Origin of the sequence: Nonomuraea sp. NPDC049758 (assembly GCF_040674635.1) — a bacterium.
GTDB lineage: Bacteria > Actinomycetota > Actinomycetes > Streptosporangiales > Streptosporangiaceae > Nonomuraea.
This window is the reverse complement of the sequence record NZ_JBFAMZ010000049.1, coordinates 1-22,280: the sequence shown is the minus strand read 5'-3', so window position 1 is coordinate 22,280 and position 22,280 is coordinate 1. Positions and strand designations below refer to the sequence as shown.

The following is a 22,280-nucleotide window of genomic DNA, read 5'->3' as shown; positions in this document are numbered from 1 at the left end:
CCCTGGCCAGGCTCTTGGCCCAGGCGAGCGGCGTCGCGGGATCATGCGTGTTCCCGACCAGCAGAACGGGCGGCGCCTGGGTGATGTGCACCGGCCGCTGCGGATTGGACGGCGGGACGGGCCATCCCACGCATCCGGTCGTCATGTCCCAGAACTCCGACGTCCCGCCCATGTGCGGGGCCCTCCGCGTGACGTCCCGAGCCCGCGTCCTGAGCTGCGAGAATCCGTTGATCTCAGGGTCGACGTCCTGGCAGAGGACCGCCCGGTAGGCCGAGGTCGTCGCAGGGTTGTCCAGCGCCTCGGCCCGCATCTGTCCGAAGAGCACCGCATCGCCCTGCTCCGCCTGGACGATGGCCCGGGCCAGACCGCCGTTGAAGTCGGGGGCCATCGTGAGCATCGCGTACGCGACGTAGCGCAGTTCGTCCGCCGTCAGCGGACGCCCGCCGGTCACCGGGATCGGGCTCTCCTCCGCCTTGCGCACCAGCGCGTCCCACACCTGCGGTACGGACCGGCCGTGCAGCTCACATTCCTGGGTCCGCTCGCACCACCCGGCGAACCTGTCGAACCCGTCCTCCACCGCCGCCGCGGCATCGCGCACCATCCGGCGCGAGCTCATCCCGTGATCGACGATCCCGTCCAGCGCCATCGCCCGTACCCGGTCGGGGAACCGCCGCGCGTACTCGGTGCCGAGCATGCTCCCGTAGGAGCGTCCCAGGTAGCTGATCTGCTCCTCGCCCAGGGCGGCCCGCACGGCGTCGAAGTCCCGTGCCACGCTCCCGGTGTCCATGTGCCGGATCAACGGCCCGCAACTCTCGCCCACGGCCCGGTTGTGCGCGACGAGCCGGTCATACTCCCGCCGTGTCTCGGGGAACTGCGTGACGGCCGGATCGTGCACCGCCTTCCCGCATGGGATCTGCTCGCTGCCGCCGACCCCGCGCGGATCGATCCCGACGATGTCGAACCGCTCGCGCAACTCGTCGGAGAAGAAGTACGGCGCCCAGTCCCGCACCAGGTCCGCCGCACCCGTCCCTGGTCCGCCCGGGTTGTAGAACAGCGTCCCGACCCGTTGTCCGGTGGCCTTGCGTCGCGTCATGTTCAGCGAGACCTGCGGCCCGTCCGGCGTCGCCCAGTCCACCGGCACGGCAAGGGCGCCGCACTCGGCCCCGGGTTCCTTCCCGCAGGCTCGCCAGTCGATCGCGTCTGTGCTGGTCGCGGCTGCTGATGGGGTCGCAGCGGCAGGGGCCGCCGGGACAGCTGTCGCGATCAGCGCCAAGCCCGTGACGAGGGGGGTCCATTTCATGATCTAGATCGTCTCCCGCTCACCGGCCTCCGTCATCGGCCTTTCGGCCTGCCGCATCGGCCGAACGGACGACCGTTCATCGCGTTCGGCCCTGAAGCCCGCACAGAGCGTCGGCTCCCAGGCCTGATTTGCAAGTCGCTCAACTTATCTTTATATATAGATCACATGAGTCGAAGACCTATGCAGGAGCCGACGTTCCTGATCCTCACGGCGCTCGCAGCCGGCCCCCAGCACGGCTACGGCATCATCACGGACGTCGTGCAGATCTCAGGTGAACGGGTGCGGCTGCAAGCCGGCACGCTGTACGCCGCGCTCGACCGTCTCCAGGGGGAAGGGCTGGTCGAGACCGACCGCGAGGAGGTCGTCGACGGCCGCGCGCGGCGTTACTACCGTCTCACCTCCGCGGGCGAAGCCCGGCTGGCCGCCGAAGCGGAGCACCTGCGTCGCAACGTCGACACCGCCTCCTCTCGCCTGCGCGCCAGACTCCGCTCGGCGTACAGCATCAAGGTGGCGGCGCCTGGCCGCGGGTTCCTCGGGAGTGCATCGTGAATCTGGAGGACCGTTACCGGCGGTTACTGGCGTGGTACCCGAAGGAGCACCGCGCGCTGCACGAGGAGGAAATGGTCGCGGTCCTCCTCGCGACAGCCGCACCCGGCCGGGACCGACCGACCGTCCGCGAGACCTTCGACCTGCTGCGAGGAGCCTTCGCCATCCGGTTGCGCCGTGCCGTGGGGCCCGTCTCCCGCGGGCGCTGGCGTGCCGCCTTCAACGTTGCGGCGCTTCTGGCACCGATCTGGCTGCTCGTCCTCGAAGTCGGTCAAGCCGGCGCCCTCATCGAGATGTCGCTCCGGTCCGGAGTGGCGGGTCCGATGCTGACCTTGAGGCCACTGGTGATCGCCCTGCCGTACGGGGTGATCGTTTTCCTGGCATGGCGGAACTCGCGAAGGGTCGCGGCCGCCGTGGCATGGGGCTGGACCGTGCTGTACGCCGGGCTCGTCGCCAGTCCGCCCGATCTCGGCCTTTCTCCCGTCTACGTGGCGTGGGACGGCGTGCTCCTCGTGGGGTTGGGATTCGGCAGCGTGGCGCGGTTCGTCCTGCCCGCCTGCCTGGTCGCTGTGATGCTGACGTTCGCTCCCTCATCCGGACCTGCTCCGTTGGGAGCCCGGCGGCTGGCCGGATGGGCCGCCGTCTCGCTCGTCGGCGCGGCCGTGAGCAGTCGGCTTCCCCCCTCGCCTGAGGGGGACTACCTCCTCCTTCTCGTGCTCGCGGTGGCGGCGGTGATGGCAGCGCGTTCGCCTGTCGGGCGGCGGGTGGTGTTCATCGTGTTGCCGCTCATGAGCGTCACCCTCAACTGGCTGCGTTGGGTGGGGGATCCGGCGAGCCTTCCAGCGGTGGCTGCGACCACGGTGGCCCTGCTGACCGTCACGGCGTGGCTGGCCAGAACCGGCGCGCCCGCCTCCGAACCAGCGAAGCGCCTGACAAGCGGTACGTGAGGTCGCCGGGCGACGCGCAAAGAAGGCGTGGTCACCAGCGGCACCACCGCGCTGACCGGCCCGACGTTCACGGTCACGTGCCGACCCGGCGCCGGCGTCAGTCCTGAGCTGCGGCGTCGGTGCCGCCGACGATCAGGTCCGTCAGCGATCTCGCCCTCCATCGCATGAAGGCACGTCTCAGCCCGTCGTCCAGTGACGGAGTTTCTCGGGGTTGCGCACGACCCAGATGCGCTTGATCCTGTCGCCCGCGACCTCGAACGCGAACACCGTCACGATGACGCCGTCCTGCTCGGCCACCACCCCGGGCCGCCCGTTGACGGTGCGTTCCAGATACGTCATGTTGCCGGGCCGGCGGTGGGCGATCTCGATCCAGGCGTGCGCGATCCGTTCGCCGCCTTCGATGGGCTCCAGGAAGGTGACGGCGAGGCCGCCGCCGTCGCCGATCGCCACGGCATCGGGGTCGAGCAGGCCGATCAGGGCGTTGATGTCCTTGGCCTCCCACGCCCGCTGGAAGTCCCGGACGATGCCGGCCTGCCGGGTCGCCGGGGCCGCGGCGGGCTGGGCGGCGCGGATGCGGCGGCGGGCCGAGGAGGCCAGCTGGCGGCATGCCGCGGGGGTGCGGCCGACGATCTCGGCGACTTCGGCGAATGAGTAGCGGAAGACGTCGTGCAGGACGAACGAGACGCGCTCGGCCGGCGTCATCGATTCGAGGACGACCAGGAAGGCCAGGTTGACCGATTCGTCCAGGGTGACCCGGTCGGCCGGATCGGTGACCGTACCGCCGTCCGCAGGTTCAGGGAGCGGCTCGGGGAGCCATTCGCCCACGTAGGTCTCCCGCCGGACCCGTGCCGAGCCGAGCAGGTTCAGGCAGATGCGGCTGGCGACCGTCGTCAGCCAGGCGCCGGGCGACTCGATGGCCTCCTGCTGCCGCAGGGACATGGCGTACCAGCGGGTGTAGGTCTCCTGCACGGCGTCCTCGGCCTCGGCCAGCGAGCCCAGCAGCCGGTAGGCGAGGTTGATCAGGTGACGCCGCTCACTGATGACCACGTCCAGGCCCGGATCGAGCCACCCTTCCGGATCAACGGCATCCGGCCTGTTGTGGCTGGTCATCGTGGCGGCTCCCTCGGTCGTGTCTGCCTTCTTCCTGCTCGACAAGACAGCGTGCCGGAATGTGAGGCCGATGCCGTCACCTGACGTTTCCGGGGGCTGTGTTGTCGAACTGCACGCGGACGTCCTGGCCACCACGGGAGGGCATACCAAGCCCCGCCGCCGCGTACAGGTCAGCACGTCCGGCCCTCGTTCGACCACGCCGCGTCGTCGCGGCCCCACCTCAGGGGAGCCACTTTGAGTCTGTTCCGGCTTGACGCCAGCATCCGTCCCGGCACCTCGGCCGGCGCCGAACTCGCCGACATCGTGGAAGCCGAATGGACCGCCGCCCATCCGGACGAGCCGGTGGTGCGCCGGCACCTGGGCACCGATCCACTGCCGGCCGACGCCTGGGCCCAGGCCCACCTCGGCGCGTTGACGCCCGAGCCCGACCGCTCGCCCGCGCAGCGCGAGGCGCTGGCGTTCGCCGTCTCGCTCGTCGCGGAACTGGCGGCCGCCGAGACGGTCCTGCTCGCCGTGCCGCTGTACAACTTCGGCGTCTCCCAGCACTTCAAAGCCTGGGTCGATCTGGTCGTCGCCGGTGCGCCGCTGGGCAGCCCGGTGCTCAAGGGCAAGCCGACCGTCCTGGCCACCGTGCGCGGCGGCGGCTACGCCCCCGGCACGCCGCGCGAGGGCTGGGACCACTCCACCCCGTACCTCAGGCGCGTCCTCGCCGACATGTGGCAGGCCGACCTGACCATCGTCGAACGCGAGCTCACCCTCGCCGCCACCAGCCCGGGCATGGAACACCTCCGCGACCTCGCCGCCGGCCTCCACGCCCAGGCCCTGACCGCGGCCCGCGACGCCGGTCGGGCGACCGCGGCCAGGTGCCTCCCGCGGACCGTTTCCCACTGACCCGAACAGGAGCGACATGTCAATGGATCAGAGGGCGCGCAACAAGGCGGCGTTCGCCCGTCTGCACGACGCCCAGAGCAGCGGCGACGTCGAGGCCTTCGGCAAGGCGGTCGACGAGGTCGTGCACCCGGACGTGCTGATCCGCACTCCGTTGCCGATCGCCGCAACGGGGGCGGAAGCCCTCAAACAGGTGGGCGCGATGCTCCTGCACGCGTTCCCCGACCTGCACGTCGAGGTCGAGGACGTGATCGCCGAGGGCGACAAGGTCGTCCTCCGCAACACGGTCACCGGGACTCACCGGGGCGAGTACATGGGCGTCCCGCCCACCGGCAGATTCATCACCTACAGAGAGATCATGATCGTCCGTTTCGCGGACGGCCGGATCGTCGAGACGTGGGGGATCGTCGACGTCCTGGCACAGCTGAGACAGCTCGGCCTGATCCCGTCGTGACACGCCCATCATGTTGAACGTGCGTACAAGTTGTACTAACGTTCAACATGATGAGAGCGAGGGGGACTCGATGACGCAGCAACAGTTCACGCGGGCGGGGGCGCGTCAGTGGGCGGGCCTGGGCCTGCTGGCCATGCCGACGGTGCTGCTGGGGCTGGACGTGACCGTCCTGTACCTGGTGGCGCCGAGCATGGCGGCCGACCTGTCACCGTCAGCCACCCAACTGCTGTGGATCATGGACGCCTACGGGTTCCTCGTCGCCGGGTTCCTCGTCACCATGGGCACGCTGGGCGACCGGATCGGACGGCGCCGGTTGCTGCGGGCCGGGATGATCGCCTTCGCGGCGGTCTCGGTGCTCGCCGCCTTCGCCCCCACGGCCGAGTTGCTGATCCTCGCGCGTGCCCTGCTGGGGGTGGCCGGGGCGACGCTCATGCCCTCCACGCTGTCGCTGATCTCGAACATGTTCCCCGACGCGCGTCAGCGCGCGGTCGCGATCGGGGTCTGGGCCACGATGTTCGCGCTCGGCATGGCCGCCGGGCCGGTCGTGGGCGGCGCGCTGGTGGACTCCTTCTGGTGGGGAGCGCCGTTCCTGGCGGCGGTGCCCGTCGCGTTCGTCGTCCTGGCCGGGGCGCGCGCCCTGCTTCCCGAGTACGCGGCCCCGTCCGGCGGCCGGCTCGACCTGGTCAGCGTGGGCCTGTCCCTGGCGGCGATCCTGCCGGTCATCTACGCCGTCAAGCACATCGCCTCCGAGGGCCCCGGCGGCCCGGCCCTCGCCTGTGCCGGAGCGGGCGTTCTGGCCGCGATCGTGTTCGTCCGCCGCCAGCGCCGCCTGCCCGACCCGCTGCTGGACGTGACGCTGTTCGGCAACCGGACCTTCGTCGTGGCCCTGGGCGTGCTGCTCATCGGCCTGGCCGGGGTCGGGGGCTCGATGTACCTGGTCACGCAGTACCTCCAGCTCGTCGAAGGGCTCACCCCCTTCGACGCGGGGCTCTGGATGGGACCGCCGGCGCTGGCCATGTTCGCCGCCGCCATCGGTGCTCCGCTGGTCGCCCGGCGCTTCCGTCCCGGCTCGGTCATGGGCGCCGCCCTCGGGGCGTCCCTGGCCGGCTACGCGCTGCTCGCCACCGCGGGGCTCGACGACGCGGTCCCCGTGGCGGCCGGCTTCACGTTCGTCTACCTCGGGCTGGGCGCCCTCGCGGCCCTGGGCACCGACATGGTGGTGGGCGCGGCGCCGGCCGCGCGGTCCGGGTCGGCGGCGTCGATCTCCGAGACGGTCCAGGAACTCGGCATCGCCATCGGCGTCGCCCTGCTCGGCAGCCTCACCACCGCCGTCTACCGCTCCCAGGTGACGGTGCCCGAAGGTCTGACGCCGGAGAGCTCCGGCCTCCTCACCGACAGCCTGAACGCGACCGTGGCGATCACCGACAGCCTTCCGCCCGGGACCGTCGAGGCGGCCCGGCACGCCTTCACCACCGGGCTCAACGTCGCCTCCCTGGTCGCGGGGGTCGCCATCGCCGCCGCCACGGCGCTGTGCCTCGCGATGCTGCGCCACGTGCCTGCGCTCGGGGCGGCGCAGCATAGCGACACCGACGTTTGAACGATGGTCCGACTATCCTGGGGCTCGTGCCGAGGAGCAGCAAGGACGACACCGCCGACGACGGCGAGCACGTCGACGGACGCCGCGCACGTGGCGAGAAACGACGCGCGGAGATCATCGAGGCCACCCTCGCCGTGGTCACCCGCGACGGCGCGGCCGGCGTCACCCATCGCACGGTCGCCAAGCAGGCCGGCACCACGACGTCCCTGAGCACCTACTACTTCGCCACCCTCGACGACCTGCTCGTCGCCGCCCTCACGACTGTCGCCGACGCCTACACCGCCCGCATCCGCGACATCATCGACACCCCCGGCGACAAGCTCAGCGGCCTGGCCCACCTCATCGCCGAGTCCGCCGGCTCCGGACGTGAACGCGCCCTGGCCGAACGCGAGCTGGCGACCCTGGCCGCCCGCCGCCCCGCCCTGCGCCCCGTGGCCCGACGCTGGCGGCAGAACATCGCCGAACTCGCCACCACGCTGACCGACGACCCCGCGGCCATCGCCGCCCTCGTCGCGGCCTCCGACGGCCTGTGCACCGCGATCCTCCTCGACAACGTGCCCGCCGACCCTGACCACATCCAGGCCGTCCTGCAACGAGCCGTCCGCAACTGAGCGTCCAGGGATGCCCTGAAGGGACGCCGCATCGCGGCGTCGGGATCAGCCGGACTCCGCGACGAGATGCACGACACCGGCCGGGTTCTTGATCCAGTGGGTTCGGGAGTCGAGACCCTCCAGGGGCTCGACTTCGTCACACGGGTGGATGCCGCTGTCGGCCAGTGCGGCCGTGGCCGCGTCGAGGTCATCGGTGTGCAGTTGCAGCCACAGGTCGGGGCGGCTGTAGTTGTCGACACAGTCGAGCCACAGCGTATTGGGGCCGAACTGCACCGAATGGGTCCTTGAGACGGTCGGAGCGTAGGAGACGTCGTCCTCTTTGACCTCGAAACCCAGGGTGTCGCGGTAGAAGGCGACGGTGGCCTCGTACTGCGCCTTGGGGATCTTCATGGCGATGTTCAGGCCGGCGGTGAATGCAGGCTTGTTCATGGTGCTCGACTCCTTCGTGACGCGCTCCGGCGACCCGGCCGAGGCGCTTGGCGATCGCCCGGCGGCTGAACGGTAACCGTCGCGCGAGGTCGGTGACGGTTGCGAGATCGGCGCGGCCGAGCTCGTCCCGCGACGGCCTGCCCTTCCGGCCGCCCTTTCAGCAACCGGTAGGTTGCGATTTATGGCAACCTACCGGTTGCTATTAGCACTCGCAACCCCCGGCTCGGAGGCCGACCCACTACGCGTGCGCACATGCGGACGGCGCTTCTGCTGCGGAAGTGCTTCACGTCATGCGGAGGATGACCTTGCCGGTGGTGCGGCGGGCGGTCAGGGCGGTGAGGGCGGCGGCTGCCTGGTCGAGCGGGTATTCGGCGCCCACCATGGGATGGACGCGTCCCGAGGCGGCCAGGGCGAGCAGGTCGTGCAGTGGCTCGGCGGCACGGCTGCCGGGGAGGCGCAGGTGGGCGCCCAGCCAGTAGCCGCCGACGGTGATGTTGCGCTCGCTGAGGATCCCGGGGTCGATGGGGGCGGCGTCGATCCCGCCGGAGGTGCCGTAGGTGATCAGGCGGCCGAAGGGGGCCAGCGCGTAGGGGGCCGCCTCGAAGACGGGGCCGCCGACGGCGTCGAGGATCACGTCGGCGAGGGCGCCGTCGTTGGCTTCGCGGACGCGCTCGGCGTAGCCGTCGGCGTCGCCGGGGATGGCGGCGTCGACGCCGAGCCGGCGGACCGCGGCGCGCTTGTCGGAGGTGGAGGCGGTGCCGATGACCCGTCCGGCGCCGAACTCCTTGGCCAGCTGGATCGCCAGGTGGCCGACGCCTCCGGCTGCGGCGTTGACGACGACGGTTTCGCCGGGGCGGACCCGCGCGGCCGTACGCAGCAGATGCCAGGCGGTCAAGCCCTGGACCAGGAGGGCGAGCGCGGCGCCCGCGGAAAGGTCTTCGGGGATCTCGACCGGATCCTGCACCAGCGCCTTGGTGGCGAACGCGCCGCCGGCGAAGGCAAGCATGCGGCGACCGTCCGGGGCCCGGCCGACGACCTCGCCGCCCGGGATGAACGGCAGTTGCGGCGGCAGGTAGGTGCCGCGCAGACGTTCGGCGTCGGCGAAGTTGAGACCGGCGGCCTCGACGTCAAGGAGGATCTGGCCGGGGCCCGGCGTCGGGTCGGGAAGGTCGGCGGGGGTCAGGACATCGGGTTCGCCAAGGCGTTCTGCAACCATCGCTCTCATGCCGTCAACGCTAGGAGCCGTACGGTTGCGCAGGTAGCGGGCGGGATTTGTGGATGGGCGGGGATGCATGAAGAGTCTTCATGCATCCCCGCGGCGGCGTCACTTGGGCGGGGCTCGCTCGCCGGTTCCACGGCGCGACGGACAGGATCAGGCGAGCAACCGGTCGACCAGTCCGTCGAGGTAGTCGGGGGTGAGCGGCCCCGCGTTGAACAGGACGCGCATGTAGATCGGCGCCAGGAGATGGTCCAGCACCTCCAGCACGTCGGGCGGGTTCTCGCCGCGGGCGCGGGCGCGGTCGAGCACGGCCTCCAACTGGCTGGTGCGGTCGGCCAGGAGCTCGTCGCGCGCCTGCAGGCCCTGCCGGCCCTCGCCGGACAGCGCGAGGGTCAGCCGCACCAGCGCCAGGCCGTCGGGGCCGGTGACCTCGCGGGCCACGTTGGCGGCGTGGGTCCGCAGGTCGTCGGCCAGGCTGCCGGTGTCGGGCATCGGCGACTGCGCGTTGAGCCGGGTCAGCAGCACATCGCTGAGCAGGGCCTGGAGGTTGCCCCACCGGCGGTAGAGGCTGGTGTCGGCCACGCCCGCGCGGGCCGCGATGTCGCCGATCGTGAAATGTCCGTAGCCGCGCTCCCTGACCAGCTCGGTCACGGCTTGATGCACTGCCGCGCGGACCCGGGCGCTGCGCCCGCCGGGCCGCTTGGCCCGCCCCTGCTCATCCATGCGTCCCACCTTAACGCAGTTGGGACTTGCGTTAGAGTCCGAGAGGGTCTACGTTAACGCAGTCACTAACTGCTTTTAGGAGAGATGTACGTGAGAGCGTTGCTCACCCTGACCTGCGCAGGTCAGTTCATGGTGCTGCTCGACAACACGATCGTCGGCGCCGCCCTGCCCGACATGCAGCAGCGGCTGCACACCGGGCTGACCGGTCTGCAGTGGATCGTCGACGCCTACGTGCTGCTGGTGGCCATGCTGCTGCTGTCGGGCGGTGTCTTCGCCGACCGGTTCGGCCGCCGGCGGGTGTTCCTGGCCGGCGTGGTGGTGTTCACGGCCGCCTCGGTGGTGTGCGCGCTCGCGCCCTCGATCGGCTGGCTGATCGCCGGACGGGTGCTGCAGGGCGTCGGGGCCGCGGCGTTGAGCCCCGCCTCACTGGCGCTGCTCACCGCCGCGTATCCCGCCCCGAAGGAGCGCGTCAGGGCGATCGGGTTGTGGGCCGGGTTCAGCGGCCTCGGCCTGGCCGCCGGACCGCTGGCGGGCGGGATCCTGGTGGAGTCCTTCGGCTGGCCCGCCATCTTCCTGGTCAACGTGCCCATCGGGGCGGTCCTGCTGCTGGCCGGGCTGCGCGTGCTGGGGGAGTCCCGCAACCCGGGCGCGCCGCCGATCGACGTCCCCGGCACGGTCCTGTCCGCCGCGGGCGTGGGCGCGGTGACGTACGGCCTGATCGAGGGCGGTTCCCGAGGCTGGACCTCGCCGGTGATCCTGGGCAGCTTCGCCGCCGGGCTGGTGCTCCTGGCCGCGTTCGTCGTGGTCGAGGGCCGTGTGGCGACGCCGATGCTGCCGCTGCGGCTGTTCCGTCAGCGGCTGTTCATGGTGTCCAACACGGCGATGGTCGGGGTCGGGTTCGCGCTGATGGGGTCGTCGTTCTTCTTCTCCCAGTTCTTCGTGTACGTCCAGGGCACTTCGATCCTGGTCGCCGGCCTGCAGACCCTGCCCGTGTCGCTGGCCATGGTGATCGTCAGCCCGTACGCGGGCCGGCTCGCGGCCAGGTACGGCTTCCGTGCCGTCGCCGGCATCGGCCTGGCGCTGGCCGGGCTGGGGCTGCTGGCGCTGGGCTTCGTGCACGCCGATACCGGTTACGGGAACGTGTGGTGGCGGCTGGCGGTCGTCGGCATCGGGTTCGCACTCACCATGTCACCGCTGACCGGGGCCGCCATCCAGGCGGTCAGCCCGCAGGAGGGCGGCCTCGCCTCGGGCGTCGCCAGCACCACCCGGCAGATCGGCGCGGTGCTCGGCGTGGCGGTGCTCGGGGCGATCGTGCACACGCGGGAGTCCGGCGGAGCCTCGTTCGAGTCCGGCCTCAACAGCGCCTTCCTCGTGGCGGGTGCCGTGACGCTGGCCTGCGCCGTCTTCACCGGCCTGTGGCTGGCCGCGGCCCGGACGCCGGGTGACGTCCGGGCGAACAGTCAGGAGGCCGAGCCGTCAGCGAGCGTCCGCTGACGGCACGTCCCGGCCGTCGACTTTCTCCGGCGGCGGGGTGCCGCTCCACCTCGGTAAGGATTGTCAGTGGTGTCTGCGACCGTGTGCCGCGTGGGTGAGCTGGTCGAGCGGGTGGATGAACAGGACCGCGTGTTGGAGGTCGTGGAGCGCGAAGAGGCGGTGCGCAGGCGGTGGATGCATCGGATCGCGACGACGATCTGCCGCGATCCGATGGGGCGGATCCTCGTGCTGCGCCGAGCTGAGGAGCATGTTCGCTTTCCCGGCCACTATGACGTGATGGTCGGGGGTGCCGTGGGCGTGGGTGAATCGTATGAGGACGCGGCGGCCCGCGAACTGGTCGAGGAACTGAGTGTCGGCGTTCCGGTCCGTTTTCTGTTCAGGTTCCTGTGCCAGGCAGGGATCGGCCCTGTCTGGTTCGGGGTGCACGAGGCATTGGTCGCCGAGCCGTTGGCTCCGGATCCGTCCGAGATCGCTTGGCACGCCTGGGTCACGGAGCCCGAACTGCGGAAGGTGGTCGATCGAGGACCTTCCGTCCCAGCCGGACGACAAGCCCTGCACCGATATCTCGGCCACCCGGCCCAGTGACGACAGCCGCTCCCCGGGCGGACCCGGGGCGATCACCATGCGCCGCCTGGCCACCCACCTGGGCGTCGCCCCCATGGCGCCCTACCGTCACGTGTCCGGCAAGGACGACCTGCTGGAGCTCATGGTCGATCACGTCTACGCCGACCTGCGGGTGCCCGGCGGTCTCGGCCGGCGGCCGAGCCTGCGCGCCCTCGCCGTGCTGACGCGCGAGCTGATGCTCCGGCACCGCCGGCTGGCCCAGTTGCCCCCGCAGGCCAAGCTCTCCCTCACGCCGAACCGGATGACCGTGGCCGAGCAGGCCCCGACCGCGCTCGACGGTCTCGGCCTGGACGCCGACACGATGATGAGCGCCTTTCGCGCCGTGGACGCCTATGTGCATGGCGCCGTGAGCTACGAAAGCGCCGTCAGCGCTCTGGTGAGCAACCTGGGCCTGTCCGGCGAAGCCGAACTGCGCGACGACCTCGCCCCCGTGATGATGTGGCACATGCGGACCGGCCGTTATCCCACCTTTCAGCACTACCTGCGCACCGCCACCCGTAAAGACGACGCCTCATGGCAGTTCGCCCTCGGCCTCGACTGCCTCCGCGACGGCATCGCCATCCGCCTTGGCATCTGAGCTGCCGCGGTTCGCGCCGCCTCTGGGAGGCAGACGCTTGGGCCACGTCCAGCCGCACCTCGCCGTAAGGCTGGACGTGCTGCCAGAACAGCGGGGTCAGCCCGCGCCGGTCGGCAGATGTCCGGGGGCTTGAAAGCGCGTTGCAGGCGGTCGGCCGCTCAATGGTGCTCAAGTCCCCATACAACAGGAGGTTCCGATGAACCGCAGCTTGCGCGCCCTGTTCGGCCTGACCGCCACCGCCGCGACCATCGCCCTGACCGTCCCGGCCATGAGCAGCGCCGCGAACGCGTCGCCGGCCTCGCCTTCCGACCTCGACAACACCAGCCACGCCCGGGATCTCGCACAGGCGCGCTCCTTCCTGTTCACCTACACCTTCAACAACCACCTCAAGGTCGCCGGCGGCAATTTCACCGTCGACCACCGCGTCTTCGTGGCCGTCAAGTTCAACAACGGCGTCACCAAGTTCTCCAGGTGGGTGATCGCCCGCACCCATCCCGTCACCCCCGGCGGCGCCGTCTACGTGGAGACGACCATCGCCGCCCCCTGCTCCGGCAGCAAGAACGGCTACGCGCAGGCCTACGACGAGGCCACCCGCACCTGGTCGCCGCGTCTGCCGGTGACGATCTGCCAGCGCATCGACTGACGTCCGACGCCGACCGCCTCGCTACTGTGGCTTCGCATGACCGACACCGAGATCGAGATCACCGCTGACCTGGTCCGTGACTTGCTGCGGGAGCAGCATCCAGACCTCGCCGGGCTGGCCGTCCGGGAGGTGGCGGGGGGTTGGGGCAACCAGATGTGGCGCCTCGGGGACGAGTTGGCCGTGCGCATGCAGCGCATGGACCCCACCCCGGAGCTCCAGCTCAAGGAGCGGCGGTGGCTCCCCGTGCTGGCCCCGCGCCTGCCGCTGCCGGTGCCGACCCCTGTGCGGTTCGGCGAACCGTCCGGGCGCTTCCCCAAGCACTGGACCGTGATGACGTGGGTGGCCGGCGAGCCGCTGGACCACGGCTCGATCAGCAGGGGCGCCCACGCGGCCGACACGCTGGCGGGCTTCCTGCGGGCGCTTCATGTGGAGGCGCCCGCCGAGGCCCCCGCCAGTGCGGACCTCGGCGCTCACCCCAAAAGGTGCACGAGCGGCTTCGAGCACTTCTTGCAGGCCGTCGCCCCCGACGCCGTCGGCGATGTCGGCGCCGTCCGTGACGTGTGGGCCGATGCGGTCGCCGCCCCCGAGTGGGCGGCCCCGCCGGTGTGGGTGCACGGCGACCTGCATCCCGCGAACGTCGTCGTCTCGGACGGAACGCTCTCGGGCATCGTCGACTTCGGTTCCTTGTTCGCCGGCGATCCGGCGTGGGACCTCGCCGCCGCATGGGTGCTGCTCCCCGCGGGCACGGCCGCACGCTTCTTCGACGCGTACGGACACGCGGACGAGGCGGCGATCCGGCGCGCCCGCGGGCTGGCCGCCATGAAGAGCCTCTTCCTGCTGCTCATGGGGCAGAACGGAGATCGGGGCCTGCCCGGCGGCAAGCCGCACTGGGGGCCCGCAGGCCGGGCGGCACTCGATCGTGTGCTGAAGGGCATGTGAGGGCCACGGCCTGCGCCGGGACGGTCCCGTCACCGGAAGATGTGGACGTTCTCGCGGACCCAGTCGTGGAGGGTCAGCGGAGCCTGGCCGGTGAGCCTTTCGACGGTGTCGAAGACCTTCCGGTCCCAGGCCGCCGATTGGCGCCTGAGCTCCAGCAGCGCCTCCAGACGAGGCCCCGACCAGCCGAGGCGGTCGAACTCCGCCTGGGACTCGGCTGCACTGCGTTCGACGAGCTTGATCGGCCGGTCCAGGATCTGCCCGATGACGTCGGCCTGGTCCCGGGGTGAGAGGGCCTGGCCGCCGGTGAGGGGGTAGGCCCGGCCGTCATGGCCGGGCGTGGTCAGGACGTACGCGGCGACGGCGGCGATGTCCCGGGGATGGATCATCGCGGAGACGGGGTCGCCTTCGGTGACGTACATGGTGTGCTCGGCGGCGATGGTGGGGGCGTAACCGTACAGGTAGGTCATGAAGGTGCCGGGGCGCAGCATCGTCCACGGCAGGCCGGAGTCCATGACGACCTGTTCCCCGAGCCGATGGCCGGTGCTGATGGGGTCGGTGGCGTCGAAGGTGACGCCGCTGGTGGACAGCTTGACCAGATGGGAGACCCCGGCCCGGGCCGCCGCAGCGACCAGGTTGCGTTCCTGGACGGGGCCGTCGGGGCCGTACCCGGGCGGCAGGACGAAGACCTTCTCGACGCCGTCGAGGGCGGCGTCGAGAGTGTCCGGCCGGTCGAAGTCGCCGGTGGCGACCTCGACGCCGGCGGGGAACGCGGCCTTGCAGGGCGGTGCAACTCGACCGGTGACGCCTACGCCACGTCCGGTCCGCGCAGCCGGGTCGGCTGCGGCCGCGGCCGACTTCCCGTCCAGGTGCCGGCCCTGCCCGTACGCCGCGGCGAAGGCTGCCTCGCCCAGCGCGGCCCGCCCTCGGCGGCCGAGTTCGCCGGCCTGCCGATCGGTGCGGTCGTGAGCGCCACGCAACCGGGACGCGGCGCCGAGCAGGACGGCCGAGTCGTGATGCCGTCCGTGCGCCTCGGCGAGCGCGGCGGCGTTCACCGCCACCAGCGACAGGATAGGCAGGTCCCCGGTCCGCGACGCCGCCGCGTACGCCTTCTCCAGCGCCTTCTCCGCGCCGGCCGGGTCGCCGATCTCCAGGCAGAGCCAGGCCCGCGCGCTGCCGACCAGCGTGCGCACGTGGTCACCGGCGAACGTGGTGTCGCCGTCGAGGTCCCGTTCGGCGTCGTCCAGCAGTGCGCGCGCCCGGTCCAGGTCGCCGAGCCGCATCCGGAAGCCGGCCTCCCACGCGTCGAACAGGGCCGGCAGCTCCGTCGAGGTCGCCCGCCGCACCCGCTCCCGGGCCGACTCGATCATCGCGATCGCCAGGACGGTGTCGCCGCGCCGCAGGTGCAGGTCGATCCAGCGCAGGTCGCCGAAGACCTGGTCGCCGAGGCTGAGCGAGCCGAACTCGGCGGCCAGCGACCGGGCCTCGCGCAGGTCGGCCAGCGCGCCGTCGAGGTCGCCGTCGTACTGCCGCAGCTGGGCGCGCATCGGCAGCGCGGTGGCCTGGCCCCAGCGGTCGCCGACCTGCCGGAAGCGGGCCAGGGCCGAGGTCACGTCGGCGCGCGTCGTGTCGAGGTCGCCCGCGTTCTCGGCGAGCCTGGCCCGGAACATCCGGGCCAGCCCGGACAGCCATACGTCGTCGCCGTCGGCCAGCTGCTCGACGATCGCCAGCGCGGTCCTCTCCTCCTGCAGGAACGCGAGCGTGAGCGCGTACACGCCGTACGGGCCGGGCAGCTCCGGGTGCGTGAGCATCCGGTTGGTCAGCTCGCGTATCCGCGCCCAGTCGTCGGCGGCCTCCCCGGCGGTCATCCCCGGCCGGGTGTCGAGCCGGTTGGCCAGGTAGATCGCCTGGGCGCAGTCACGTTCGGGCGTCGGCTCACCGCCGGGCACCGCCAGTGCCTCGCCCAGCCAGTAGGCCGCGTCGCGGTGCCGGCCGAACATCTGCCAGTACCAGGTCAGGCTCAGGGCCAGCGCGACCGCGCCGGGGGCGTCGCCGGTGTCGCACCGCCGGCGCAGGGCGGCCAGCGCGTTGTCGTACTCGGCGCTGATGATCCGCATGGCCGCCAGATGGCCGGGGCCGCGCAGCTGCGGATCGTACCGGGCCATGAGCTCGGTGAAGTGCCCGGCGGCCAGGTCGCGGACGGTGCCGAGGTCGCCCGTCCCGGCCAGGCGGTCCGTGCCGTACTCGCGCAGCGTCTCCAGCATGCGGTAGCGGCCCGGATCGGGCGCGAGCTGCAGCAACGACCGGTCGACCAGGGCCGCGAGCAGGTCGGGAATCTCGTCGGCCCGCACCGCGGTGCCCGCGCAGACCGCGGCGGCCGAGGCCGGCGTGACGCCGCCGGGCAGGATCGAGACGCGTTCGGCGACCGTGCGCTCGTCGTCGCTCAGCAGCTGCCAGCTCCAGTCGATGACCGCGGCCAGCGTGCGGTGCCGGGGCAGCGCGGTGCGGCTGCCGGTGGTGAGCAGCCGGAACCGGTCGGACAGCCCGTCGGCCAGCTCGGGCAGTGACAACGTCCGCAGCCGGGCCGCGGCCAGCTCCAGCGCCAGCGGCATGCCGTCCAGGCCGCGGACCACCCGACGGACCTGGGGCAACGTCGTCTCGTCCACCTCGAAACCCGGGCGCACGGCGGCGGCCCGCTCGGTGAACAGTCGGACCGACGCCGCCCGGCGGGCCTGCTCGACGTCGTCGTCCGGGCCGGGCAGCGCGAGCGGGCCGAGCGGCACCAGCGCCTCGCCGTCGACCGCGAGGGGCTCGCGGCTGGTGGCCAGCACGCGCAGCGCGGAGCATCGGGCCAGCAGGGCCGTGACCAGGTGGGCCACGGCGTCGATCAGGTGCTCGCAGTTGTCGATCAGCAGCAGGCTCTCCCGCTCGGCCAGCTGGTCGACGAGCACGTCCAGGTCGAAGCCCTCGACCCGCGTCCGGGCCTCGAACATCGCGCCGCCGCGCAGCCCGATCCCGGCGAGCACGGCCGTGCCGACCTTGGCCGGCTCGGTGACCGAGGCGAGATCGACCATCCGGACGTCGTCGCCGTACTCGTCGAGGTGCCGGCGGGCGGCCTCGACGGCGAGCCGCGTCTTGCCGGCGCCGCCGGGACCGAGCACGGTCACCAGGCGCCCGGCGGCGAGCAGCGTGTCGATCCGGGAGAGGTCGTCGTCGCGCCCGATGAAGCCGGTCAGCGGCGCGGGCAGGTTGCTCGGCCGGGCCGGTGCGGCCCCGGCGGCCGGGACGGGCTGCTCGGCGCGCAGCAGCCGCAGGTGGCGCTCGCGCAGCGCGGCGCCCGGGCCGGCGCCGAGCGCGTCGGCCAGGGTTTCGCGCACCCGCTCGTAGAGGACGAGGGCCTCGGCCTGGCGACCCTGGGCGGTGAGCGCGTCCATGAGCAGCGCGGCGGCCCGCTCGTGGACGGGGTGCTCGGCGAGCAGGGCGGTCAGGCGGTCGGCGGCCGCGTCGGCGCGGCCCAGCGTCAGCTCGGCGTCGGCGAGGTCGGCGACGGCTTCGAGCGAGGCGTGGGCCAGCCGGGTCGCGGCGGCGGGCGCCACCGCGGCGACCGCCGGGGGCTCGGCGCCTGGACGGTCGCCCCACAGCGCCACGGCCTCGGCGAGCAGGGCCGCCGCGGCGTTCGTGTCGCCGGCCCGCACGCGGTCGCGGCCGGCGGCGGCGAGCTGCTCGAAGCGCAGCGCGTCCACGTCGGCCGCGTCGATGTCGAGGCGGTAGCCGCCGGCGACCTGCGTGACGTCGCCGGCCGAGCCGAGGGCCCGGCGCAGCCGCGAAATCAGTGCCTGCAGAGCGTGGGCCGGGCCGGCGGGTAGGCCCTCGGCCCAGATCGCGTCGAGCAGGACGCCCTGCTCGACCGCGCGCCCGCCGGCGAGCGCCAGCCGTGCGAGCAGGCCCTGCAGCCGGGCGCCCGGAACGGGCAGGACGGCCTCACCCCGGGACGCCTGAAAGGCGCCGAGCAGCGTGACGCGAATCGGCGCATCCCCGTCCATCCGCCAATCTTCGCGTGCACCGCCTCAAGTGCCCAAATCACGGCAGGACGGGGGTGCCCCCTGCCGTGTGAGCGCCGTGTGCGGCCCGTGTGAGCGGCCCGCGTCAGTCTTCAGGCTCGGAAAGGAGTCCTGATGCATGACGTGGTGATCGTGGGCGCGGGCCCGGTCGGTCTTTTCCTCGCCTGCGAGCTCGGCCTCGCGGGCTGCTCCGTCCTGGTGCTTGAGCGGGAGCCGGAGCCGGGTTCCCCGTGGAAGGCGGATCCGCTCGGGATGCGGGGCCTGTCCGCCGCGTCGGTCGAGGCGTTTCACCGGCGGGGGATGTCGCAGCCGCTGCTGAAGGCGTCGGGCGTCGACGACCGTCCCGGCGCGGAAGGGCCGGCGCGTCCCCGGGGCGCGGGGCACTTCGCCGGGATGATGCTGGATCCGGCCAAGATGGACGTCACCGCCCTGCCGTTCCGGGTTCCCGGCCTGGCGGCGGAGGGCGTGATGACCAGCCTCGAAGCGGTCGAGACGGTGTTGTCCGAGCGGGCCTCCACGCTCGGCGTGGAGGTCAGGCGCGGCGTCGCGGTCTCCGCCATCGCGCAGGACGAGGACGGCGTGGTCGTGCTCGCCGGCGGGCACGAGTACGCGGCGCGCTGGGTCGTCGGCTGCGACGGCGGACGCAGCACGGTGCGCGGGCTCGCGGGCTTCGCGTTCGTCGGCACCGAGCCGCAGTTCACCGGCTACGTCGTGCTCGCCACCGTCGCCGATCCCGGGAAGCTACGCCCCGGGTTCAACCTGACGCCGACAGGCATGTACCTCCGGACGCCCGCCGATGGGTACGTCGGCATGCTGGAGTTCGACGACGGCGCGTTCGACCGCTCACGGCAGCCGACTCGCGACCATCTCCAGGCGGTCCTGCGCCGGGTCTCCGGCACCGACGTGACGCTGACCGACGTACATCTCGCCTCAAGCTTTACCGATCGGGCGAAGCAGGTGACGACCTACCGGCGGGGGCGCGTCCTGCTCGCGGGCGACGCCGCGCACATCCACTCTCCCCTCGGGGCGCAGGGGCTCAACCTCGGCATAGGCGACGCCATGAACCTGGGCTGGAAGCTCGCGGCGACCGTGCACGGGCACGCGCCCAACGGGCTCCTCGACACCTACACCGCCGAGCGCCGTCCGATCGGCGCCCGGGCGCTCGACTGGACGCGCGCCCAGACGGCGGTCATGCGGCCGGACGCGCACGCCCAGGCGATCCAAGGTGTCGTCCGCGACCTGATCGGGACCCGTGACGGAACGACGTACGTGTTCGAGCGGGCATCGGGCTCGTCGATCCGCTACGACCTCGGCGGCGACCACCCGCTGACCGGCCGCAACGCCCCTGACGTCCGTCTTGGGGACGGCACCCGCCTCGCCGACCTGATGCGGGACGGACGAGGCGTCGCACTCGACTTGAGCATCGACCGGCGCCTGCGCGATCCGGCGACGCGCTGGGAGAGCCGGATCCGATACGCGGCCGGGGCGGCGAGAGACGGCCTCGGAGCGGCCGCGGTGCTCGTCCGGCCGGACGGCGTGGTCGCCTGGGCGGGCGGCCCTGATCGTGAAGTGTTCGAGCGGGCCCCGAGCCGTTGGTTCGGCCGTCCGATGAGCGGTTGGCGCCGTGCTTGACCGATGTGACCCTTTCTCAACGGTTTTCCAGGAGAACCACATGACGATCACCCTCCGCGCGGGAAGCACCGTGATGTTCACCGGCGACTCCATCACCGACTGCGGGCGGCTGGACAGCGAAGAGGGCCTCGGATCCGGCTACCCGCTGCGCATCGCGGGGGAGTGGGGCCTCCGGCACCCGGACCGGCCCGTGACCTGGCTGAACACCGGGAACGGCGGCGACAAGGTGATGGACCTCGAAGCCCGCTGGCAGGCGGACGTGCTCGACGCGCGCCCGGACGTGGTGTCGATCCTCGTCGGCGGCAACGACATGGGCTGGCACACCTACGCCCCGGACGGCTATGTGATCTCCGCCGAGGGCTACGCGGCAGCTTACGACCGCCTGCTCGCGCCCCTCGCCGAGGCCGGCGTCGGCCTGATCCTCATCGAACCGTTCCTCCTGCCGATCCGCGGCGTCGTCGAGGTCGGCCCGGCACACGTCGGCGCGGAGGAGCGGAAGGAGTGGCGCGCCGACCTGGACCCGAAGATCCAGGTCGTGCGCCGGCTCGCCCGCGACCACGGCGCGCACCTGCTCGCCGCGGACGGCATGTTCGCCGAGCTCGCCGCGACGACCGGGCCGGAGTACTGGGCCGTGGACGGCGTGCACCCGACGCCGGGCGGTCACGCCGCGCTCGCTGCGGCCTGGCTGCGCCTGGTCGCGTGACCCGGGCCTGTGGGCGTCAGGCGGTCGGAGTCACGGGGATGCACACGGCGTAGACCGGGTAGGGCCGCCGAGGGGCGTCACCAGTCCGCCGCCCGTGATGACGGTTCCCGCCGGGCAGGTGGGGCTTCCGGTGTTGAGCCCGGGCGTCAGCGTGTGCGGGGTCCGGATGATCTGGGTCGGCTCGGTCGGCCCGGGCGGGCCGGGGCGTCCCGGCGGGCAGGAGTGCGGGCAGGGGCCCTTTCCGTCACCGTCGCCGCCGGCCGCCGTGTGGGCCGTCGACACGGCTCCCATCAGCACGCGGCGGCCAGCGCCGGTACGGCGGCACACCGTAGAAGGGCCGTGCATCTCATTGAGTCCTCCGTGGACTGTTCGCCTCCTGGCGCTCCATGCACGTCACGCGCCAGGAAGAACGCTTGGGCATGGCGAATCCGCCCAGAAAGGCTGCATCGTGGATGCGCAGCGTCTGGGCCTGGCCCGGATGTCGGAGGCCTGCGGGGTGTCCTACGACGTGCTGGCCCGGACGATGGAGTGGTACGTGCGGGAGGAGACGCTGCGCGCGGCCAACACCGTCATCGTCAACCACCACTACCGGCTGGAGCTGGCCGAGGTGTTCGGCGGCGGCACCATGAGCTCCTCCGACGGCCAGCGATTCCCCGTCCGCGGCAAGACCGTGACCGGCCGGAACATCGTCATTCACGGCGGTCAGGTGCTGTCTACCTACACCCACGTCTCCGATCAGTGGTCGACGTACGGCACGAAGATCATCGTGCCGACGGCGCGGGAGGCGCACTACGTCCTGGACGACTTCCTCGGCAACGCCACCGACCTTCCGATCACCGAGCACGCAACGGATACGCACGGCGCCACGCTCATCAACTTTGCCCTGTTCGACCTGGTCGGCAAGGCCCTCACGTCGCGCCTGCGGGACCTGACCCGGGTCACCCTCGTGCGTGATGAGACCCCGACCGAGATCGCCAAGCGCTACCCGCACGCCGGGCCGCTGCTGGGCGCGCGCTGGAACGAGGACCTGGTGGCCGCCCGCTGGCCGGACCTGCTGCGGATGGCCGGGTCGCTGAAGTACGGCCAGGCCACCGCCTCGCTGATCGTCGGCAAGTGGCCGGCCGCCTCCCGGCAGAACACCCTGGCCGCCGCACTGAAGGAGTGGGGCATGCTGCGCAGGACCGTCCATCTGGCCAAATACCTGTCGGACCCGGCGTTCACGCGGAAGATCTCCAGACAGCTGAACAAGGGGGAGAGCCTGCACGCGCTGCGCCGCGACCTGCACTACGCCCAGCAGGGCACCATCACCCGCCCGCATCTGGAACAGCAGACCGAGCAGACACGGTACCTGACCGTGCTGACCAACTCGGTGGCCGCTCGGACGACCGAATATTATTCCAGAGCGGTGCTGGAGCTGCGCTCCCAGGGCCGGAAGGTGAGCGACGAGATCCTGTCGCACATTTCGCCCGGCCACAGCGACAACATCAACTTCTTCGGCGTCATCAACGTGGACGTCGAGGCGGAACTGGCCAAACTCGACACCAGCGGGTGGCGACCGCTTCGGCCCGTCCAACTGCGCCAGCTGGGGGTGACCCCGTCACCTGAGTCCTTCGAAGAGGGCAAAAGCCCCGCACCTGCCCGGACGGAGCGAGGCCGGCGGGCCGACGGCGCGGGGTCATCGGTTTGTCGGTTGGCCCGCGGTCAAGGGCGCGGTGGACTTGCGGTGGTGAGAGGCGCGGGCTTTGGCGCGGTTGCCGCAGATGTCCATGGAGCACCAGGTCCGGCG

General features: G+C 71.9%; 20 protein-coding genes and 1 pseudogene. 14 read left to right on the top strand and 7 right to left on the bottom strand.

What is annotated here, in order from left to right:
- Nucleotides 1–1,093: alpha/beta fold hydrolase (locus tag AB0J46_RS51195; RefSeq protein ID WP_364344577.1), on the bottom strand; the 1,093-nt coding region annotated here is incomplete at its 3' end.
- 387 nt (nt 1,094–1,480) lie between these two features.
- Between AB0J46_RS51195 and AB0J46_RS51190 the strand changes: the two genes are divergently transcribed.
- Nucleotides 1,481–1,849, top strand: coding sequence for a helix-turn-helix transcriptional regulator (locus AB0J46_RS51190; RefSeq protein WP_364344575.1), 369 nt, complete (start codon nt 1,481–1,483; stop codon nt 1,847–1,849).
- Nucleotides 1,846–2,793 (top strand): hypothetical protein, encoded by a 948-nt coding sequence (locus tag AB0J46_RS51185; protein ID WP_364344572.1) that lies wholly within the window; start codon nt 1,846–1,848, stop codon nt 2,791–2,793. The genes AB0J46_RS51190 and AB0J46_RS51185 overlap by 4 nt, the downstream gene beginning before the upstream one ends.
- A gap of 177 nt (nt 2,794–2,970) precedes the next feature.
- Here AB0J46_RS51185 and sigJ read toward each other — a convergent pair whose 3' ends face one another.
- A complete protein-coding gene (gene sigJ / locus AB0J46_RS51180) occupies nt 2,971–3,903 on the bottom strand; it encodes an RNA polymerase sigma factor SigJ (RefSeq protein ID WP_364344569.1) in 933 nt (310 codons plus the stop codon).
- 234 nt (nt 3,904–4,137) lie between these two features.
- Between sigJ and AB0J46_RS51175 the strand changes: the two genes are divergently transcribed.
- The 4 genes from AB0J46_RS51175 (at nt 4,138) to AB0J46_RS51160 (ending at nt 7,453) form a co-directional block, all read left to right on the top strand.
- On the top strand, nt 4,138–4,794 hold the full coding sequence (locus AB0J46_RS51175) for an NAD(P)H-dependent oxidoreductase (RefSeq protein WP_364344566.1): 657 nt from the start codon (nt 4,138–4,140) through the stop codon (nt 4,792–4,794).
- Between the two features lie 16 nt (nt 4,795–4,810).
- Complete coding sequence (locus tag AB0J46_RS51170; protein ID WP_364344563.1) at nt 4,811–5,245, top strand: ester cyclase; 435 nt, start codon at nt 4,811–4,813, stop codon at nt 5,243–5,245.
- Between the two features lie 70 nt (nt 5,246–5,315).
- Nucleotides 5,316–6,842: an MFS transporter gene (locus AB0J46_RS51165; RefSeq protein WP_364344560.1), complete on the top strand. Its 1,527-nt coding sequence runs from the start codon at nt 5,316–5,318 to the stop codon at nt 6,840–6,842.
- Nucleotides 6,843–6,868: 26 nt separating this feature from the next.
- Nucleotides 6,869–7,453: a TetR family transcriptional regulator gene (locus AB0J46_RS51160; RefSeq protein WP_364344557.1), complete on the top strand. Its 585-nt coding sequence runs from the start codon at nt 6,869–6,871 to the stop codon at nt 7,451–7,453.
- A gap of 45 nt (nt 7,454–7,498) precedes the next feature.
- On the opposite strand, the gene AB0J46_RS51155 is transcribed toward AB0J46_RS51160, so the two are convergent.
- The 3 genes from AB0J46_RS51155 to AB0J46_RS51145 all read right to left on the bottom strand — a co-directional run bounded on the left by AB0J46_RS51155 (nt 7,499) and on the right by AB0J46_RS51145 (nt 9,824).
- Entirely contained in the window at nt 7,499–7,882 is a 384-nt protein-coding gene (locus tag AB0J46_RS51155; RefSeq protein WP_364344554.1) for a VOC family protein, read from the bottom strand.
- Nucleotides 7,883–8,165: 283 nt separating this feature from the next.
- Nucleotides 8,166–9,107, bottom strand: coding sequence for a zinc-binding dehydrogenase (locus AB0J46_RS51150; RefSeq protein WP_364344551.1), 942 nt, complete (start codon nt 9,105–9,107; stop codon nt 8,166–8,168).
- 147 nt (nt 9,108–9,254) lie between these two features.
- Complete coding sequence (locus AB0J46_RS51145) at nt 9,255–9,824, bottom strand: TetR/AcrR family transcriptional regulator (protein ID WP_364344548.1); 570 nt, start codon at nt 9,822–9,824, stop codon at nt 9,255–9,257.
- A 90-nt stretch (nt 9,825–9,914) separates the two neighbouring features.
- Between AB0J46_RS51145 and AB0J46_RS51140 the strand changes: the two genes are divergently transcribed.
- The 5 genes from AB0J46_RS51140 to AB0J46_RS51120 all read left to right on the top strand — a co-directional run bounded on the left by AB0J46_RS51140 (nt 9,915) and on the right by AB0J46_RS51120 (nt 14,101).
- On the top strand, nt 9,915–11,318 hold the full coding sequence (locus tag AB0J46_RS51140; protein WP_364344545.1) for an MFS transporter: 1,404 nt from the start codon (nt 9,915–9,917) through the stop codon (nt 11,316–11,318).
- A 90-nt stretch (nt 11,319–11,408) separates the two neighbouring features.
- The gene (locus AB0J46_RS51135; RefSeq protein ID WP_364344542.1) at nt 11,409–11,903 is read left to right on the top strand and encodes an NUDIX domain-containing protein; all 495 of its coding nucleotides are present in this window, start codon (nt 11,409–11,411) and stop codon (nt 11,901–11,903) included.
- A gap of 37 nt (nt 11,904–11,940) precedes the next feature.
- The gene (locus AB0J46_RS51130; protein ID WP_364344539.1) at nt 11,941–12,519 is read left to right on the top strand and encodes a TetR/AcrR family transcriptional regulator C-terminal domain-containing protein; all 579 of its coding nucleotides are present in this window, start codon (nt 11,941–11,943) and stop codon (nt 12,517–12,519) included.
- 196 nt (nt 12,520–12,715) lie between these two features.
- Complete coding sequence (locus AB0J46_RS51125) at nt 12,716–13,162, top strand: hypothetical protein (protein ID WP_364344536.1); 447 nt, start codon at nt 12,716–12,718, stop codon at nt 13,160–13,162.
- A gap of 36 nt (nt 13,163–13,198) precedes the next feature.
- Nucleotides 13,199–14,101: an aminoglycoside phosphotransferase family protein gene (locus AB0J46_RS51120; protein WP_364344533.1), complete on the top strand. Its 903-nt coding sequence runs from the start codon at nt 13,199–13,201 to the stop codon at nt 14,099–14,101.
- A 29-nt stretch (nt 14,102–14,130) separates the two neighbouring features.
- On the opposite strand, the gene AB0J46_RS51115 is transcribed toward AB0J46_RS51120, so the two are convergent.
- The gene (locus AB0J46_RS51115) at nt 14,131–18,141 is read right to left on the bottom strand and encodes a BTAD domain-containing putative transcriptional regulator (protein ID WP_364344530.1); all 4,011 of its coding nucleotides are present in this window, start codon (nt 18,139–18,141) and stop codon (nt 14,131–14,133) included.
- Between the two features lie 132 nt (nt 18,142–18,273).
- On the opposite strand from AB0J46_RS51115, the gene AB0J46_RS51110 reads away from it, so the two are divergent.
- The 3 genes and pseudogenes from AB0J46_RS51110 to AB0J46_RS51100 all read left to right on the top strand — a co-directional run.
- Nucleotides 18,274–19,791 carry an FAD-dependent oxidoreductase gene (locus AB0J46_RS51110; RefSeq protein ID WP_364344527.1) on the top strand — a complete coding sequence of 506 codons (1,518 nt, stop codon included), beginning with the start codon at nt 18,274–18,276 and terminating at the stop codon, nt 19,789–19,791.
- Between the two features lie 40 nt (nt 19,792–19,831).
- Nucleotides 19,832–20,494: an SGNH/GDSL hydrolase family protein gene (locus AB0J46_RS51105; protein ID WP_364344524.1), complete on the top strand. Its 663-nt coding sequence runs from the start codon at nt 19,832–19,834 to the stop codon at nt 20,492–20,494.
- Between the two features lie 97 nt (nt 20,495–20,591).
- Nucleotides 20,592–21,980 (top strand): annotated as a pseudogene (locus AB0J46_RS51100) (Tn3 family transposase); the annotation flags it as partial.
- Between the two features lie 189 nt (nt 21,981–22,169).
- Here AB0J46_RS51100 and AB0J46_RS51095 read toward each other — a convergent pair.
- Nucleotides 22,170–22,262, bottom strand: coding sequence for a hypothetical protein (locus AB0J46_RS51095; RefSeq protein WP_364344580.1), 93 nt, complete (start codon nt 22,260–22,262; stop codon nt 22,170–22,172).
- Between the last annotated feature and the right edge of the window lie 18 nt (nt 22,263–22,280).